We start from the raw sequence: 19,060 nt of genomic DNA on the forward strand, positions 1-19,060 counted from the left end.
AAACTTCTAAGAGGGCCTATAGCTCAGCTGGTTAGAGCGCACGCCTGATAAGCGTGAGGTCGATGGTTCGAGTCCATTTAGGCCCACCATATATACCTCTTGGGGCCTTAGCTCAGCTGGGAGAGCGCCTGCCTTGCACGCAGGAGGTCAGCGGTTCGATCCCGCTAGGCTCCACCAATTATTGTTCTTTGAAAACTGGATAAAACGACATTGAAATTGTAACAAACACATTTATTTTTTTAAGTTTTTTTATAGGCTTAATAACTTGGTTAAGTTATTAAGGGCGCACGGCGAATGCCTTGGCACTAGGAGCCGAAGAAGGACGGCACTAACACCGATATGCTTCGGGGAGCTGTAAGTGAGCTTTGATCCGGAGATTTCCGAATGGGGGAACCCACTACGTTTAATCGCGTAGTATCTTGACGTGAATTCATAGCGTCTTGAAGGCAGACCCAGGGAACTGAAACATCTAAGTACCTGGAGGAAGAGAAAGAAAAATCGATTCCCTGAGTAGCGGCAGAGCGAAACAGGAAGAGCCCAAACCAAGAGGCTTGCCTCTTGGGGTTGTAGGACACTCTATACGGAGTTACAAAAGAGCGAGTTAGATGAAGCGACTTGGAAAAGGTCCGCCAGAGCAGGTAAAAAGCCCTGTAGTCGAAAGTTCGTTCTCTCCAGAGTGGATCCTGAGTACGGCGGAACACGTGAAATTCCGTCGGAATCCGGGAGGACCATCTCCCAAGGCTAAATACTACCTAGTGACCGATAGTGAACCAGTACCGTGAGGGAAAGGTGAAAAAGCACCCCGGAAGGGGAGTGAAAGAGATCCTGAAACCGTGTGCCTACAAGTAGTTAGAGCCCGTTAATGGGTGATAGCGTGCCTTTTTGTAGAATGAACCGGCGAGTTACGATTACGTGCGAGGTTAAGCTTTAGAAGGCGGAGCCGCAGCGAAAGCGAGTCTGAATAGGGCGAAATAGTACGTGGTCGTAGACCCGAAACCAGGTGATCTACCCATGTCCAGGGTGAAGGTGAGGTAACACTTACTGGAGGCCCGAACCCACGCACGTTGAAAAGTGCGGGGATGAGGTGTGGGTAGCGGAGAAATTCCAATCGAACCTGGAGATAGCTGGTTCTCTCCGAAATAGCTTTAGGGCTAGCCTCGTGATGAGAATACTGGAGGTAGAGCACTGTTTGGACTAGGGGGCCATCCCGGTTTACCGAATTCAGACAAACTCCGAATGCCAGATATTTATACACGGGAGTCAGACTGCGAGTGATAAGATCCGTAGTCAAAAGGGAAACAGCCCAGACCACCAGCTAAGGTCCCAAAGTAATCGTTAAGTGGAAAAAGGATGTGGCGTTGCACAGACAACCAGGATGTTGGCTTAGAAGCAGCCATCATTTAAAAGAGTGCGTAATAGCTCACTGGTCGAGTGACGCTGCGCCGAAAAATGTATCGGGGCTAAACGATTCACCGAAGCTGTGGATTGACATCTATGATGTCAGTGGTAGGAGAGCGTTCTAAGTGCGTTGAAGTCAGACCGGAAGGACTGGTGGAGCGCTTAGAAGTGAGAATGCCGGTATGAGTAGCGAAAGACGGGTGAGAATCCCGTCCACCGTATGACTAAGGTTTCCTGAGGAAGGCTCGTCCGCTCAGGGTTAGTCGGGACCTAAGCCGAGGCCGATAGGCGTAGGCGATGGACAACAGGTTGATATTCCTGTACCACCTCCTCACCGTTTGAGAAATGGGGGACGCAGTAGGATAGGGTAAGCGCGCTGTTGGTTATGCGCGTCCAAGCAGTAAGGCGTGTGTGTAGGCAAATCCGCACACTGTAACGTTGAGCTGTGATGGCGAGTCCGTATGGACGAAGTTCCTGATTTCACACTGCCAAGAAAAAGCCTCTATCGAGGTGAGAGGTGCCCGTACCGCAAACCGACACAGGTAGTCGAGGAGAGAATCCTAAGGTGTGCGAGAGAACTCTCGTTAAGGAACTCGGCAAAATGACCCCGTAACTTCGGGAGAAGGGGTGCTCTTGAGCGTGCAAGCGCATGAGAGCCGCAGTGAATAGGCCCAGGCGACTGTTTAGCAAAAAAACACAGGTCTCTGCAAAACCGTAAGGTGACGTATAGGGGCTGACGCCTGCCCGGTGCTGGAAGGTTAAGAGGAGTGGTTAGCGCAAGCGAAGCTGCGAATTGAAGCCCCAGTAAACGGCGGCCGTAACTATAACGGTCCTAAGGTAGCGAAATTCCTTGTCGGGTAAGTTCCGACCCGCACGAAAGGCGTAACGATCTGGGCACTGTCTCAACGAGAGACTCGGTGAAATTATAGTACCTGTGAAGATGCAGGTTACCCGCGACAGGACGGAAAGACCCCGTGGAGCTTTACTGTAGCCTGATATTGAATTTTGGTACAACTTGTACAGGATAGGTAGGAGCCAGAGATCTCGGAGCGCCAGCTTCGAAGGAGGCGTCGGTGGGATACTACCCTGGTTGTATTGAAATTCTAACCCATGCCCTCTTTAGCGGGGCAGGGAGACAGTGTCAGGCGGACAGTTTGACTGGGGCGGTCGCCTCCTAAAAAGGTAACGGAGGCGCCCAAAGGTTCCCTCAGAATGGTTGGAAATCATTCGTAGAGTGTAAAGGCACAAGGGAGCTTGACTGCGAGACCTACAAGTCGAGCAGGGTCGAAAGACGGGCTTAGTGATCCGGTGGTTCCGCATGGAAGGGCCATCGCTCAACGGATAAAAAGCTACCCCGGGGATAACAGGCTTATCTCCCCCAAGAGTCCACATCGACGGGGAGGTTTGGCACCTCGATGTCGGCTCATCGCATCCTGGGGCTGTAGTCGGTCCCAAGGGTTGGGCTGTTCGCCCATTAAAGCGGTACGCGAGCTGGGTTCAGAACGTCGTGAGACAGTTCGGTCCCTATCCGTCGTGGGCGTAGGAAATTTGAGAGGAGCTGTCCTTAGTACGAGAGGACCGGGATGGACACACCGCTGGTGTACCAGTTGTCTTGCCAAAGGCATCGCTGGGTAGCTATGTGTGGACGGGATAAGTGCTGAAAGCATCTAAGCATGAAGCCCCCCTCAAGATGAGATTTCCCATTACGCAAGTAAGTAAGATCCCTCAAAGACGATGAGGTAGATAGGTTCGAGGTGGAAGTGTGGTGACACATGGAGCTGACGAATACTAATCGATCGAGGACTTAACCAAAATGTTTGAAACATTCAATGCACCGTTTATCCAGTTTTGAAAGAATAATTTCTTTCATTAAGGATTTCAAGATACGAGTAGTTCGAGGAAACAATGGAGAGAGGGAAGGAGCGTACTCAAGTACGTGACTGACTGAACGACAGAAGCTGACAAAGAAATACGATGTATATTGAAAGCCGACAATAGTCTAGTGATGATGGCAAAGAGGTCACACCCGTTCCCATACCGAACACGGAAGTTAAGCTCTTTAGCGCCGATGGTAGTTGGGGGCTTCCCCCTGTGAGAGTAGGACGTCGCTAGGCAATGAAGACAGTCAGCTGTGTGCTGGCTGTTTTTTTATGTTCGCCTGGCATGCGTATGAACTATAGGGTGCAAATCCCGAACCGCGAAGACAGAAGTAGTGGTTAGCCAATAGCATGGGTGCCCGTGGTGACGGAAAACCTGAAGGGAGTTGGCGGCAAAGCACCGGTCTGAGGAACACGAATCTCATAGAAGGCTAGGTATGATTGGATAAGTGTGCAGAACAACACAAAGTCCTTTCTGTCGAAGGTCATATCAAGTAAATGAGGCGGACAGATGGTGTGAAAGTGCATGTGCTTACCCAGGGAGGTCTGATGGAAACACAAAGTTCACTTTAACCTACTTAGTGACAAGTAGCTGAACCATCAGAAGTCAGTAGAGGTCATAGTATCATTCACTTTTAGAATGAACGAGAAGGATCGAACAATTCGGGAGAATACCCCCTTTGCATGCAGTTTTCTATGAGGAACACAGATAATCCAAGATGGATCGACTCGGTGGAGGTAGTGGTGAATCCCAAAGGAACCATAAGAGGGTGTAGTAGAAACTACGTTAATTATCTGAATTGAACCGCCGTATACGGAATCGTATGTACGATGATGTGAGAGATCGGGGGTTAGTCACCTCCTTCTACTCGATTTTATGAGTAATACTAATTCATTTAAATAAGGCAAGAAGCTGAAAAATAATAGCTTCTTGTTTTTTTATGGCATAATTTTTATCTCATCGTATTGATCGCCTAGAAGAATACCATGTAACGATAAAGGAACTTAAAAATGAAATGGATGTATATTAAATAAAATTTGGTTGTTGTTAAGGGATTAGGCTTTGTTATATACAGTGCCTAATCCCTTTTGTTTTATAGATGTAATTTCAAAGAGTTACAGGAATTCGATATAAACCTACATATTTCTAGTTCTAATTATTGTTACTAGTTCTTATAATGTAAAGATTACTTGAAAAAGGAGAGGGAATTTTGTGGATTGATGGTGTTTTTTCTGGAGGAGGTTTGAAGGGGTTTGCGCTAGTTGGTGCGTATCAAGTACTAGAAGCTGAAAATTTTCGCTTTAAACGGGTAGCAGGGACGAGTGCTGGGGCTATTTTAGCTACTTTCATAGCTGCAGGATATAGCGGAAAAGAAATCCAAACTATGTTAGAAGAGTTGGATGTACCTTCATTACTAGATCCAAGGAAAACAATCTTACCATTTCCGTTTATGAAGTGGGTTAATGTTTATCACCATTTAGGTTTATATAAAGGAAAAGCATTAGAGAAATGGTTTTTCCAGAAATTAGCGAACAAAGGAATATATACTTTCGGAGATTTACCTAGAGATTCATTAAAATTAGTGGCATCAGATTTAACAAATGGCAGAATGATTGTTTTACCAGACGATTTACACAATTATCATATTGATGCAAGGGATTTTTCAGTTGCATGTGCCTTACGTATGAGCTGTGGTATACCATTTTTCTTTGAACCTGTTACGTTAAAAACGGGAAAAGGAGAGTCGGTTATTGTAGATGGTGGTGTATTGAGTAATTTTCCGTTATGGGTATTTGACGATAGAGAAGGACGTAAAGTACGACCAATTATAGGACTTAAATTGAGTAGACGTAGAGAAGAACAACGACCACATGAAATTAAAAATGGATTAAATTTATTTGAAGCTTTATTTTCAACTATGAAAGATGCTCATGATGAAAGGTATATCTCAAGACGACATGAAAGAGATATTATTTTCATTCCTGTTGATGATTATAGTGCCACGCAATTTGATTTAGATGAAGAGACTAAAGAAACGCTTTTAGAAATTGGAAGGAACCGTACTATTCAATTTTTAAAGACGTGGCCAAGATTTAAGTTATAAAGCTTTTAAAAAAACGATAGAAAACTATTGACGTGCTATGAAATAGGTGATATTATATAAAAGTTGCTGTTGAACATGCAACTAGGACAATATAAAAATAAAATAACTGTTTGACACTTTATATAAAACATGTTATTATATAAAAGTTAACTCTTAACAAAGAGATAACGATTGCAAATGAACCTTGAAAACTGAACAAGCAAAACGTAATCAATAAAGTTTTTAGTAGCTAACCTTGAGTTGGTGAACGAAACAAAATTTTGGACATCAAACATGATGCCAGCAAAACAATTTGAGCTTATCAAATTTCTTTTTATGGAGAGTTTGATCCTGGCTCAGGACGAACGCTGGCGGCGTGCCTAATACATGCAAGTCGAGCGAACAGAGAAGGAGCTTGCTCCTTTGACGTTAGCGGCGGACGGGTGAGTAACACGTGGGCAACCTACCTTATAGTTTGGGATAACTCCGGGAAACCGGGGCTAATACCGAATAATCTATTTCACCTCATGGTGAAGTACTGAAAGACGGCATCTCGCTGTCTCTATAAGATGGGCCCGCGGCGCATTAGCTAGTTGGTGAGGTAACGGCTCACCAAGGCAACGATGCGTAGCCGACCTGAGAGGGTGATCGGCCACACTGGGACTGAGACACGGCCCAGACTCCTACGGGAGGCAGCAGTAGGGAATCTTCCACAATGGGCGAAAGCCTGATGGAGCAACGCCGCGTGAGTGAAGAAGGTTTTCGGATCGTAAAAACTCTGTTGTAAGGGAAGAACAAGTACAGTAGTAACTGGCTGTACCTTGACGGTACCTTATTAGAAAGCCACGGCTAACTACGTGCCAGCAGCCGCGGTAATACGTAGGTGGCAAGCGTTGTCCGGAATTATTGGGCGTAAAGCGCGCGCAGGCGGTCCTTTAAGTCTGATGTGAAAGCCCACGGCTCAACCGTGGAGGGTCATTGGAAACTGGGGACTTGAGTGCAGAAGAGGAAAGTGGAATTCCAAGTGTAGCGGTGAAATGCGTAGAGATTTGGAGGAACACCAGTGGCGAAGGCGACTTTCTGGTCTGTAACTGACGCTGAGGCGCGAAAGCGTGGGAGCAAACAGGATTAGATACCCTGGTAGTCCACGCCGTAAACGATGAGTGCTAAGTGTTAGGGGTTTCCGCCCTTAGTGCTGCAGCTAACGCATTAAGCACTCCGCCTGGGGAGTACGGTCGCAAGACTGAAACTCAAAGGAATTGACGGGGGCCCGCACAAGCGGTGGAGCATGTGGTTTTAATTCGAAGCAACGCGAAGAACCTTACCAGGTCTTGACATCCCGTTGACCACTGTAGAGATATAGTTTTTCCCTTCGGGGACAACGGTGACAGGTGGTGCATGGTTGTCGTCAGCTCGTGTCGTGAGATGTTGGGTTAAGTCCCGCAACGAGCGCAACCCTTGATCTTAGTTGCCATCATTTAGTTGGGCACTCTAAGGTGACTGCCGGTGACAAACCGGAGGAAGGTGGGGATGACGTCAAATCATCATGCCCCTTATGACCTGGGCTACACACGTGCTACAATGGACGATACAAACGGTTGCCAACTCGCGAGAGGGAGCTAATCCGATAAAGTCGTTCTCAGTTCGGATTGTAGGCTGCAACTCGCCTACATGAAGCCGGAATCGCTAGTAATCGCGGATCAGCATGCCGCGGTGAATACGTTCCCGGGCCTTGTACACACCGCCCGTCACACCACGAGAGTTTGTAACACCCGAAGTCGGTGGGGTAACCTTTTGGAGCCAGCCGCCGAAGGTGGGATAGATGATTGGGGTGAAGTCGTAACAAGGTAGCCGTATCGGAAGGTGCGGCTGGATCACCTCCTTTCTAAGGATATTTTCGGAATACAAACTTAGGGTTTGTAAGATTACGTTTTGCGTTCAGTTTTGAAGGTTCATTCTTACGAATGAAATACTTCAAAACTTGTTCTTTGAAAACTGGATAAAACGACATTGAAATTGTAACAAACACATTTATTTTTTTAAGTTTTTTTATAGGCTTAATAACGAAGAAGGTTTCAAGACACGAGTAGTTCTAGGAAGCAATCGAGAGAAGGAAGGAGCGTACCTATGTACGTGACTGACTGAACGAGTGAAGCTGACGACGAAATGCGATGTGTATTGAAAGCTGTAGGTTAAGTTATTAAGGGCGCACGGCGAATGCCTTGGCACTAGGAGCCGAAGAAGGACGGCACTAACACCGATATGCTTCGGGGAGCTGTAAGTGAGCTTTGATCCGGAGATTTCCGAATGGGGGAACCCACTACGTTTAATCGCGTAGTATCTTGACGTGAATTCATAGCGTCTTGAAGGCAGACCCAGGGAACTGAAACATCTAAGTACCTGGAGGAAGAGAAAGAAAAAAATCGATTCCCTGAGTAGCGGCAGAGCGAAACAGGGAAGAGCCCAAACCAAGAGGCTTGCCTCTTGGGGTTGTAGGACACTCTATACGGAGTTACAAAAAGAGCGAGTTAGATGAAGCGACTTGGAAAGGTCCGCCAGAGCAGGTAAAAGCCCTGTAGTCGAAAGTTCGTTCTCTCCAGAGTGGATCCTGAGTACGGCGGAACACGTGAAATTCCGTCGGAATCCGGGAGGACCATCTCCCAAGGCTAAATACTACCTAGTGACCGATAGTGAACCAGTACCGTGAGGGAAAGGTGAAAAAGCACCCCGGAAGGGGAGTGAAAGAGATCCTGAAACCGTGTGCCTACAAGTAGTTAGAGCCCGTTAATGGGTGATAGCGTGCCTTTTTGTAGAATGAACCGGCGAGTTACGATTACGTGCGAGGTTAAGCTTTAGAAGGCGGAGCCGCAGCGAAAGCGAGTCTGAATAGGGCGAAATAGTACGTGGTCGTAGACCCGAAACCAGGTGATCTACCCATGTCCAGGGTGAAGGTGAGGTAACACTTACTGGAGGCCCGAACCCACGCACGTTGAAAAAGTGCGGGGATGAGGTGTGGGTAGCGGAGAAATTCCAATCGAACCTGGAGATAGCTGGTTCTCTCCGAAATAGCTTTGAGGGCTAGCCTCGTGATGAGAATACTGGAGGTAGAGCACTGTTTGGACTAGGGGGCCATCCCGGTTTACCGAATTCAGACAAACTCCGAATGCCAGATATTTATACACGGGAGTCAGACTGCGAGTGATAAGATCCGTAGTCAAAAGGGAAACAGCCCAGACCACCAGCTAAGGTCCCAAAGTAATCGTTAAGTGGAAAAGGATGTGGCGTTGCACAGACAACCAGGATGTTGGCTTAGAAGCAGCCATCATTTAAAGAGTGCGTAATAGCTCACTGGTCGAGTGACGCTGCGCCGAAAAATGTATCGAGGGCTAAACGATTCACCGAAGCTGTGGATTGACATCTATGATGTCAGTGGTAGAGAGCGTTCTAAGTGCGTTGAAGTCAGACCGGAAGGACTGGTGGAGCGCTTAGAAGTGAGAATGCCGGTATGAGTAGCGAAAGACGGGTGAGAATCCCGTCCACCGTATGACTAAGGTTTCCTGAGGAAGGCTCGTCCGCTCAGGGTTAGTCGGGACCTAAGCCGAGGCCGATAGGCGTAGGCGATGGACAACAGGTTGATATTCCTGTACCACCTCCTCACCGTTTGAGAAATGGGGGACGCAGTAGGATAGGGTAAGCGCGCTGTTGGTTATGCGCGTCCAAGCAGTAAGGCGTGTGTGTAGGCAAATCCGCACACTGTAACGTTGAGCTGTGATGGCGAGTCCGTATGGACGAAGTTCCTGATTTCACACTGCCAAGAAAAAGCCTCTATCGAGGTGAGAGGTGCCCGTACCGCAAACCGACACAGGTAGTCGAGGAGAGAATCCTAAGGTGTGCGAGAGAACTCTCGTTAAGGAACTCGGCAAAATGACCCCGTAACTTCGGGAGAAGGGTGCTCTTGAGCGTGCAAGCGCATGAGAGCCGCAGTGAATAGGCCCAGGCGACTGTTTAGCAAAAAACACAGGTCTCTGCAAAACCGTAAGGTGACGTATAGGGGCTGACGCCTGCCCGGTGCTGGAAGGTTAAGAGGAGTGGTTAGCGCAAGCGAAGCTGCGAATTGAAGCCCCAGTAAACGGCGGCCGTAACTATAACGGTCCTAAGGTAGCGAAATTCCTTGTCGGGTAAGTTCCGACCCGCACGAAAGGCGTAACGATCTGGGCACTGTCTCAACGAGAGACTCGGTGAAATTATAGTACCTGTGAAGATGCAGGTTACCCGCGACAGGACGGAAAGACCCGTGGAGCTTTACTGTAGCCTGATATTGAATTTTTGGTACAACTTGTACAGGATAGGTAGGAGCCAGAGATCTCGGAGCGCCAGCTTCGAAGGAGGCGTCGGTGGGATACTACCCTGGTTGTATTGAAATTCTAACCCATGCCCCTTTAGCGGGGCAGGGAGACAGTGTCAGGCGGACAGTTTGACTGGGGCGGTCGCCTCCTAAAAGGTAACGGAGGCGCCCAAAGGTTCCCTCAGAATGGTTGGAAATCATTCGTAGAGTGTAAAGGCACAAGGGAGCTTGACTGCGAGACCTACAAGTCGAGCAGGGTCGAAAAGACGGGCTTAGTGATCCGGTGGTTCCGCATGGAAGGGCCATCGCTCAACGGATAAAAAGCTACCCCGGGGATAACAGGCTTATCTCCCCCAAGAGTCCACATCGACGGGGAGGTTTGGCACCTCGATGTCGGCTCATCGCATCCTGGGGCTGTAGTCGGTCCCAAGGGGTTGGGCTGTTCGCCCATTAAAGCGGTACGCGAGCTGGGTTCAGAACGTCGTGAGACAGTTCGGTCCCCTATCCGTCGTGGGCGTAGGAAATTTGAGAGGAGCTGTCCTTAGTACGAGAGGACCGGGATGGACACACCGCTGGTGTACCAGTTGTCTTGCCAAAGGCATCGCTGGGTAGCTATGTGTGGACGGGATAAGTGCTGAAAGCATCTAAGCATGAAGCCCCCTCAAGATGAGATTTCCCATTACGCAAGTAAGTAAGATCCCTCAAAGACGATGAGGTAGATAGGTTCGAGGTGGAAGTGTGGTGACACATGGAGCTGACGAATACTAATCGATCGAGGACTTAACCAAAATGTTTGAAACATTCAATGCACCGTTTATCCAGTTTTGAAAGAACAAAACCTTTCATTTTAGGGTTTCAAAATACGACGTATATTGAAAGCCAAAGAGAGCTTCAAGACACAAGTAGTACAAGGAAGCAAACGAGTGAATGAGGGAGCGTACCTCTGTACGTGATCGATTGAACGAGAGAAGCTGACGCAGTAATACGCCGTGTATTGGAGGTCGTCAATAGTCTAGTGATGATGGCAAAGAGGTCACACCCGTTCCCATACCGAACACGGAAGTTAAGCTCTTTAGCGCCGATGGTAGTTGGGGGCTTCCCCCTGTGAGAGTAGGACGTCGCTAGGCAATGAAGACAGTCAGCTGTGTGCTGGCTGTTTTTTTTTATGAAAATCCTTAATAACTTATCAATAATCCCACAAAACTTGCCTAAAATTATAATAAGGCGGGCTTCAACAAATATTTATATACTAAACGAAGAAGAAAATTAAAAAGGCTATATTTTTATCAGTGTAAAAAAGAGAAAAGGCTATCATATTTATCGCCTTCGAAAAAAACTGAATTGTCTTTCTTTTATAAGTTTCTTGACAGTAGCTTAGCACGTTGTTAATCTTACAATTAATATTCTTTTAACTATAGGAGGAAGTTACGAACATGTGGGAAACTAAATTTGCCAAAGAAGGTTTAACTTTTGATGATGTATTATTAGTACCAGCTCATTCAGAAGTATTACCGAAAGATGTTGATTTATCAGTTCAACTAACACCGAAGATTAAATTAAATATTCCAATGGTCAGCGCAGGCATGGATACAGTTACAGAGTCTAAAATGGCAATTGCTATGGCACGTCAAGGTGGAATCGGTATTATCCATAAGAACATGGGGATTGATGAGCAAGCTGAACAAGTAGAAAAAGTAAAACGTTCTGAAAATGGTGTTATTACAAACCCATTTTTCTTAACTCCGACTCACCAAGTTTTCGATGCTGAGCATTTAATGGGTAAATACCGAATTTCTGGTGTACCAATTGTTGATAGCATGGAAAACCAAAAGCTAGTAGGGATCATCACAAACCGTGACTTACGTTTTATCTCTGACTATTCTTTAAAAATTGAAGATGTTATGACAAAAGAAGATTTAATTACAGCTCCTATTGGAACGACTTTAGAGGATGCTGAAAAGATTCTTCAACAATATAAAATCGAAAAGCTACCAATTGTAGATGAAGAAGGTAAATTAACGGGATTAATTACAATTAAGGATATTGAAAAGGTAATTGAATTCCCTAATGCTGCAAAAGACGTACATGGTCGTTTGTTAGTAGGGGCAGCAGTTGGTGTTTCAAAAGATACGATGATGCGTATTGAGAAGCTTGTTGAAGCACAAGTAGACATCGTAGTAATCGATACAGCTCACGGTCATTCTGAGGGCGTATTACAAACAATTCGCTCTATCCGTGAAACGTATCCAGAGCTTGAAATTATCGCTGGTAATGTAGCAACAGCTGAGGGAGCACGCGCATTATTTGGAGCTGGTGCAGATGTAGTGAAAGTTGGTATTGGTCCAGGATCTATCTGTACTACTCGCGTTGTAGCTGGTGTTGGTGTACCTCAAATTACAGCTGTTTACGATTGTGCAACAGTAGCTCGTGAACTTGGTAAAACAATTATTGCTGATGGAGGCATTAAATACTCTGGGGACATCGTAAAGGCTCTTGCAGCGGGTGGTAACGTTGTAATGCTTGGTTCACTTCTTGCAGGTACTTCTGAATCTCCTGGTGAAACTGAAATCTTCCAAGGACGTCGTTTCAAAGTTTACCGTGGTATGGGTTCAATCGGAGCTATGGAAAAAGGTTCAAAAGATCGTTACTTCCAAGAGGATGCGAAAAAATTAGTACCAGAGGGTATTGAAGGTCGTCTTCCATACAAAGGACCACTAGCAGATACAATTTACCAACTAATCGGTGGTATTCGTGCAGGTATGGGCTATTGCGGATCAGCTAACCTTGAGTTCTTACGTGAAAATGCTCAATTTATTCGAATGACAGGTGCAGGTCTACGTGAATCACATCCACATGATGTACAAATCACAAAAGAATCACCAAACTATTCGATGTAATATATTACTAGCAACTTTTATGCTCTCGAATCGTCTACAAAGATGGCGCGAGAGCATTTTTTTTTATGATAAAGAGTGCGCACGGACGTTACTATCTATGATAAAATGTCGAGGACAAGATTATTTTTTTGGAGGGCTTTAAAGGTGAAAAAGACAATGAACACCGTAATTCGCTTGCTCCTAATTCCTGTTTTGTTATTGAGTGTTTTAGCAGGTATTCCAGCGAAGGCAAATGCAGAAACAGATTTAGGACTACACGTGGATGCTGCGATTTTAATTGACGCAGATTCAGGGAAAATTTTATATGAACAAAATGCAGATACTTCACTAGGTATCGCGAGTATGACAAAAATGATGACTGAATATCTGTTATTGGATGCAATTAAAGCAGGTACAGTTAAGTGGGATCAGGAATATCACGTAACTGATTATACGTATAAAATGTCTCAAAACCGTGCGTTAAGTAATGTACCATTACGTAGAGATGGAAGTTACACAATTCGTGAATTATATGAGGCGATGGCAATTTACTCTGCAAATGCTGCTACAGTAGCTATAGCAGAAACAATTGCAGGTACTGAAACTGAGTTTTTAAAGCTTATGAATAAAAAGGCAGAAGAGCTTGGTCTTAAAGACTATAAATTCGTGAATTCTACTGGTCTTAACAATGCAGATTTATTTGGTATGCAGCCAGCTGGTACTGGACCAAATGATGAAAACGTAATGCCTGCTAAATCTGTAGCAAAATTAGCATATCATTTACTAAAAGATCATCCAGACGTATTAAAAACGTCTAAAATTGCAAAAAAGACGTTCCGTGAAGGTACAGAAGATGCAATTAACATGGAGAACTGGAACTTTATGTTGCCAGGATTAGTGTTCCAATATGAAGGTGTTGACGGATTAAAAACAGGTACAACAGACTTTGCTGGACATTGCTTTACAGGTACAGCAGAGCGCAATGGTACACGTTTAATTTCTGTTGTTATGAAGGCTGTAGATACACAAGGACAGGGCTCAAGAAAAGCGCGCTTCGATGAAACAGCTAAATTGCTTAACTATGGTTTCTCACAATTCTCGAAACAAGAAATTATTCCGGCGAACTATACGTTTAAAGATCAAGAAACAGTAAAAGTTACAAAAGGTAAAGAAAACAAAGTAGCGATTGCTGTTAAAGAACCAGTTTCATTTATGATAAAGTCATCTGATAAAGACTTATATAAACCTAAACTAGTATTAGATAAAAAGAGTCTTGAGGCAGAGGTTAAGAAGGATACAGTTGTCGGAAAGGTAGTTATTGAGCGCTCAGAAGGCACAGATTACGGCTTTGTTGATGGCAAGGACCTTTCAGTCGATGTTGTCACTACAGAGGCTGTGGAGCGTGCTAGTGGTATCTCATTATTCTTCCAAGGTGTTGGTAGCTTCTTCGGCAGCCTATGGAGCGGCATTACTGACTTTGTTGGTGGCTTATTTTAATAATTAATGTATAAAGAACACGTAGATGTTTTAAACTATCTCGTGTTCTTTTTCACGTTTTTAAGCTTTATTGCATACGCTAATAGGCGAAAGGATGTGGCTAAATGTGTGGTATTACAGGATGGGCTAGCTTTCAAAAGGATTTAAGAACAAGTGATAGAATTCTGAAGTTAATGACGCAAACGTTAAATAAGCGTGGGCCTGATGATGAAAATATTTGGTGTAGTGAACATATTGCATTTGGCCATCGTCGGTTAGCTGTCATAGATTTAATCGGTGGGAAGCAACCAATGAAAAAAGTACATGATGGTGCAAACTATGTCATTACATATAATGGCGAGCTTTATAATACAGAGGAACTACGGAAAGAGCTTCAAAATCGGGGGTATGTTTTTACAACAAGGTCAGATACCGAAGTGTTATTAACTGCTTATATTGAATGGAAAGAGCAGTGTGTTGATTTTATAAATGGAATTTTCGCTTTCGGTGTATGGGATGAACGATCACAATCTCTTTTTTTATGTCGAGATCGACTAGGTGTAAAGCCTTTGTTTTACACAGAACAACAAGACGGCTTGCTTTTTGCATCCGAGGTGAAAGCACTCTTAGCGCATCCGTTGATTAAAACGACCGTCAATACGGAAGGGCTAGCAAATATTATGGCTGTAGGACCGTCTAGAACGCCCGGAAAGTCAATTTTCCAAAATATTTGTGAGCTACGTCCAGGATATGCAATGCGTTTCTCTAGAGAGGGTATACGAGTTTGGCAGTATTGGGCGTTACAAAGTAAACGTCATGAAGAGTCATTAGACGAAACAATTGATCATGTCCGTTTTTTGTTAACTGATGCGATTGAACGACAGCTTGTTTCAGACGTACCGATTTGTACATTTCTTTCAGGTGGTTTAGATTCTAGCATTATTACCGGAATTGCAGCAAACAGGTTTCAGCAACAAAATAAAGGTACACTGCATACGTACTCTATAGACTATGAGGATAATGAACGTTTCTTTAATCCGCATGCTTTTCAAACGTCCACAGACACGTATTGGATTCAAAAAATGACAGATACTTTTAGTACAACACATCATGCTGAGGAAATTTCTCAGCAACAATTAATCGATTTTTTAGTAGAATCTGTCATTGTTAGAGATTCACCGGGGATGGCAGATGTAGATTCATCATTATTATGGTTTTGTCGAGAAATTAAAAAGGACTTTACCGTTGCACTATCAGGTGAATGTGCAGATGAAATTTTCGGTGGTTACCCATGGTTTACAGAAACGACTACAGGTTTCCCTTGGATTCGTTCACTGTCTGAAAGATCAACACTGTTACAAGAGCGGTGGCGTAAGAAATTAGCAGTTGAATCATATGCACAACAGGTATATTCGCAAACAATTGCAGAAGTACCATATCTTGATGGAGAGAGTATTGAGGAAATTAGACAACGTGAAATGTTTTATTTGAATATGGTATGGTTTATGCAAACATTGCTGGAACGAAAAGACCGTATGAGTATGGGAGCGAGTCTTGAAGTTCGTGTTCCATTTGCAGATCATCGCCTTGTGGAATATGCGTGGAATATTCCTTGGGAAATGAAAAATTTGGGTGGTAAGGAAAAGGGTTTACTCCGTAAGGCTATGCAACATTTATTGCCAGAAGAAGTTTTGTATCGAAAGAAGAATCCATATCCTAAAACTTATCATCCAATTTATACAGTAGGTGTTCAAAATTGGCTAAGAGAAATTATGGAGAATAAAAATTCAATTCTTCATGAATTATTTGAGCGACAGAAGCTGATAGAGCTAATTGAATCTGGTGGAGGTTCTTTCAAAGTTCCTTGGTATGGACAATTAATGGCAGGTCCACAGCTTTTGGCTTATCTGGGGCAAATCCATACATGGTTTGAGCTTTATAATATCCAGCTAATTGAATCATAAAGAAACACCTATCAACCTTTTATGGTGAGGTTGATGGGTGTTTTTTCTGTATATCCCAACAGTCCATTAGCTTTTCAATAGATGGTTCAATTTCATGTACAGGTATACCTCCAAAGCCTAATAAAAATTGAGCTTGTGAGGTTGTAGAGTAATCTAAGCGATAATCAGATAGCGGATAGATCCCGATTTCCGCATTGGAGGCAAGCTGCTGTAATTGCTTTTCAGACAAAGCATGTTGTACATCCAGTAAAATATGCATTCCTGCTTGCTCACCAGTAATTTTAATTTGATTAGAATAGTTTTCTAAAATAGAAGTAAGTTTTTCATGCTTTTTTCGATAAACTTTCCTCATTCGATTTAAATGCTTTGCAAAATGACCGTCATGCATAAAATTAGCAACGATGTGCTGGTCGAAACGAGGTACTGTTGATGAATAGTAATTAAATACATCATTATAAGTTGCAAGTAATTTTGTTGGAAGTACAAAATAAGCAACACGCAAGGACGGCATTAATGATTTTGTAAATGTACTCATATAAATGACTTTATCATTTCGATCTAATGCATGAAGTGCAGGAATCGGTTTTCCAGTATAACGAAATTCGGAATCATAATCATCTTCAATAATATATCGGGAGGAGCTTTGTGCGGCCCAATTTAAAGCTTGTGCACGTCTCGTTGCCGATAATACTGCTCCTGTTGGGAATTGGTGTGATGGCGTGATATAAACAACGTCAGCGCTAGTTTTTTCGAGCTCATGAATAATAATTCCTTCATCATCGACTGCAATAGGATAAACTTTTCGTTTATGCTGAGAAAACATACGATGCACAGCTGGATAGCCTGGATTTTCAAGCGCAAAGCAAGTGTTGTCACTAAAGAGGCGCAAAATCATTGGTAGAAGTTGCTCTGTTCCTGAGCCGATAACAATTTGTTCAGGACTACAAACAACTCCGCGTGATTGAAATAAATAATTAGCAATCTCCGTACGTAAAGATAGCTCTCCCTGAGGCTCACCCGTTAATAATAATTCCTTTGAGGTATCATCAAAAAGCTCTTTCGCATATTTTCGCCATGTTTGAAAAGGGAAGGCATCGATATCGATGGAACCAGGATTAAAATCTATCTTGTACGATTTTTTCTTAGGTTGTTCGTTTAAGGGAACTATTGTGTCCTGCTGAATATACGGAAGCTCGTCAATTTCCTCTACAAAATAACCAACACGGGATTTAGACATAATATAGCCTTCTGCAAGTAGCTGTGCATACGCAATTTCAATTGTTGTTTGAGAAATATTCAAAAAATCGGCTAATTTTCTTTTTGATGGTAATTTTTCTCCTACTGCAATTTTATTTGTAATAATAGCTTCTTTAATACCGCTATAAAGCTGGTCATAGAGCGGTTTTTCACCATTTTTTTCTAGCTGAAATAATAGCATGTCCATGTTCTTGAATCCTCCTGACCCTATAATTATTTTGTAAACTGGATATTTTTATATGGTCAATTTCAATTATACTAAATTTCATCATAAAGGTGGAGGTTAGAAATCATGAAACAAACAGGTACAGAGTTAGTAAAACGCGGGATGGCGGAAATGCAAAAGGGTGGCGTCATTATGGATGTTATTAATGCAGAGCAAGCGAAAATTGCGGAAGCGGCAGGAGCTGTAGCTGTCATGGCATTAGAACGAGTACCATCAGATATTCGCAAGGCGGGTGGTGTTGCACGCATGGCCGATCCTCGTATTGTCGAGGAGGTAATGGGTGCTGTATCCATTCCTGTCATGGCTAAAGCACGTATTGGACATATTGTTGAAGCAAGAGTTTTAGAAGCAATGGGCGTCGATTATATTGATGAAAGTGAAGTATTAACTCCAGCAGACGAAGAGTTTCATTTATTAAAAAGTGATTACACAGTACCATTTGTTTGTGGCTGTCGCGATTTAGGGGAAGCAGCTCGACGCATTGGTGAGGGAGCTTCCATGCTACGAACTAAAGGTGAACCGGGGACGGGTAATATTGTAGAGGCTGTTCGCCATATTCGTAAAGTGAATGCGCAAGTACGTAAGGTAGTAGGGATGACTGAGGACGAGTTAATGACAGAGGCTAAATTACTTGGTGCTCCTTTTGAATTATTAAGAGAAATTAAGCGTCTTGGCCGTTTACCAGTCGTGAATTTTGCAGCAGGTGGAGTTGCTACGCCAGCTGATGCGGCATTAATGATGGAGCTTGGAGCAGACGGTGTATTCGTTGGTTCTGGTATTTTTAAATCAGAAAACCCAGAAAAATTTGCCCGTGCAATTGTGGAAGCTACTACGCATTATAAGGACTACAAGCTAATTGCTAACATTTCAAAAGAGCTAGGTGTTCCGATGAAAGGTATTGATATTGCTCAGCTTAGTCAAAATGAGCGTATGCAAGAGCGAGGCTGGTAAGATGAAGCGAATCGGTGTTTTAGCATTACAAGGAGCGGTGCGAGAGCATGTGCAAATGTTAGAGTCACTTGGATGCGAAGCTGTCTTAGTAAAACAAGCGAATGATTTAGAGCAGCTTGATGGACTTGTGTTGCCTGGTGGAGAAAGCACAACGATGCGAAAATTGCTGAATCGATATGAGCTATTGGAGCCAATTCGCACAGTTGCTAAACAAGGATTGCCGATGTTTGGAACATGTGCAGGATTGATTTTATTGGCAAAGGAATTAGTGGATTATGAGTCACATTTAGCCGTAATGGATGTGGTAGTTGCACGGAATTCTTATGGACGTCAAGTGGACAGCTTTGAAGTGAAGCTCGATATACCTGAAATAGGTGCAGCAATTCCAGCTGTTTTTATACGTGCGCCACATATTGTTTCTGTAGGTGAAGGTGTTGAAGTATTAGCAGAGCATGACGGGAAAATCGTATTAGCAAAGGACGATCATTTATTAGGCTGTTCATTCCATCCTGAATTAACGTCAGATGCACGTATTCTTGAATATTTTGTATCGTCTATGGTATGACTTGCAAAATCTTGATTCATATAGTACAGTATGGATAAAAT

At 43.8% G+C, this 19,060-nt stretch carries 7 protein-coding genes, 2 tRNA genes and 5 rRNA genes; 13 read left to right on the forward strand and 1 reads right to left on the reverse strand.

The window, feature by feature from the left end; translation table 11 throughout:
- Positions 1 to 12 precede the first annotated feature (12 nt).
- The 11 genes from FJQ98_RS00045 to asnB all read left to right on the forward strand — a co-directional run bounded on the left by FJQ98_RS00045 (position 13) and on the right by asnB (position 16,020).
- A tRNA-Ile gene (locus FJQ98_RS00045) sits at positions 13 to 89 on the forward strand.
- A gap of 12 nt (positions 90 to 101) precedes the next feature.
- A tRNA-Ala gene (locus tag FJQ98_RS00050) sits at positions 102 to 177 on the forward strand.
- 90 nt (positions 178 to 267) lie between these two features.
- A 23S ribosomal RNA gene (locus FJQ98_RS00055) occupies positions 268 to 3,210 on the forward strand.
- A 186-nt stretch (positions 3,211 to 3,396) separates the two neighbouring features.
- Positions 3,397 to 3,512: ribosomal RNA gene (gene rrf / locus FJQ98_RS00060) — 5S ribosomal RNA — on the forward strand.
- A gap of 974 nt (positions 3,513 to 4,486) precedes the next feature.
- The gene (locus FJQ98_RS00065) at positions 4,487 to 5,380 is read left to right on the forward strand and encodes a patatin-like phospholipase family protein (protein WP_053594910.1); all 894 of its coding nucleotides are present in this window, start codon (positions 4,487 to 4,489) and stop codon (positions 5,378 to 5,380) included.
- Between the two features lie 312 nt (positions 5,381 to 5,692).
- A 16S ribosomal RNA gene (locus FJQ98_RS00070) occupies positions 5,693 to 7,244 on the forward strand.
- Positions 7,245 to 7,549: 305 nt separating this feature from the next.
- Positions 7,550 to 10,492: ribosomal RNA gene (locus FJQ98_RS00075) — 23S ribosomal RNA — on the forward strand.
- A 223-nt stretch (positions 10,493 to 10,715) separates the two neighbouring features.
- Positions 10,716 to 10,831 (forward strand): 5S ribosomal RNA (gene rrf, locus FJQ98_RS00080).
- Together the 16S, 23S and 5S rRNA genes form the textbook arrangement of a ribosomal RNA operon.
- 306 nt (positions 10,832 to 11,137) lie before the next feature.
- Positions 11,138 to 12,601: an IMP dehydrogenase gene (gene guaB / locus FJQ98_RS00085; protein WP_053593621.1), complete on the forward strand. Its 1,464-nt coding sequence runs from the start codon at positions 11,138 to 11,140 to the stop codon at positions 12,599 to 12,601.
- Positions 12,602 to 12,745: 144 nt separating this feature from the next.
- Entirely contained in the window at positions 12,746 to 14,077 is a 1,332-nt protein-coding gene (locus tag FJQ98_RS00090) for a D-alanyl-D-alanine carboxypeptidase family protein (protein ID WP_082339924.1), read from the forward strand.
- Between the two features lie 104 nt (positions 14,078 to 14,181).
- Positions 14,182 to 16,020 (forward strand): asparagine synthase (glutamine-hydrolyzing), encoded by a 1,839-nt coding sequence (gene asnB / locus FJQ98_RS00095; protein WP_053593619.1) that lies wholly within the window; start codon positions 14,182 to 14,184, stop codon positions 16,018 to 16,020.
- Positions 16,021 to 16,039: 19 nt separating this feature from the next.
- Here the strand turns inward: asnB and pdxR are convergent, their stop codons facing one another.
- Positions 16,040 to 17,464: a MocR-like pyridoxine biosynthesis transcription factor PdxR gene (pdxR, locus tag FJQ98_RS00100; protein WP_082339917.1), complete on the reverse strand. Its 1,425-nt coding sequence runs from the start codon at positions 17,462 to 17,464 to the stop codon at positions 16,040 to 16,042.
- Between the two features lie 105 nt (positions 17,465 to 17,569).
- On the opposite strand from pdxR, the gene pdxS reads away from it, so the two are divergent.
- Positions 17,570 to 18,454 (forward strand): pyridoxal 5'-phosphate synthase lyase subunit PdxS, encoded by an 885-nt coding sequence (pdxS, locus tag FJQ98_RS00105; protein ID WP_053593618.1) that lies wholly within the window; start codon positions 17,570 to 17,572, stop codon positions 18,452 to 18,454.
- 1 nt (position 18,455) lies between these two features.
- On the forward strand, positions 18,456 to 19,019 hold the full coding sequence (gene pdxT / locus FJQ98_RS00110; protein WP_053593617.1) for a pyridoxal 5'-phosphate synthase glutaminase subunit PdxT: 564 nt from the start codon (positions 18,456 to 18,458) through the stop codon (positions 19,017 to 19,019).
- Positions 19,020 to 19,060 lie beyond the last annotated feature (41 nt).

The sequence above is a fragment of the Lysinibacillus agricola genome (genome assembly GCF_016638705.1).
GTDB lineage: Bacteria > Bacillota > Bacilli > Bacillales_A > Planococcaceae > Lysinibacillus > Lysinibacillus agricola.

What these genes read in the sequence shown, in the direction of transcription:
- guaB (WP_053593621.1), top strand. Translation starts at nt 11,138, where the DNA reads ATGTGGGAAACTAAATTTGCCAAAGAAGGTTTAACTTTTGATGATGTA.
- asnB (WP_053593619.1), top strand. Translation starts at nt 14,182, where the DNA reads ATGTGTGGTATTACAGGATGGGCTAGCTTTCAAAAGGATTTAAGAACA.
- pdxR (WP_082339917.1), bottom strand. Translation starts at nt 17,464, where the DNA reads ATGGACATGCTATTATTTCAGCTAGAAAAAAATGGTGAAAAACCGCTC.
- pdxS (WP_053593618.1), top strand. Translation starts at nt 17,570, where the DNA reads ATGAAACAAACAGGTACAGAGTTAGTAAAACGCGGGATGGCGGAAATG.
- pdxT (WP_053593617.1), top strand. Translation starts at nt 18,456, where the DNA reads ATGAAGCGAATCGGTGTTTTAGCATTACAAGGAGCGGTGCGAGAGCAT.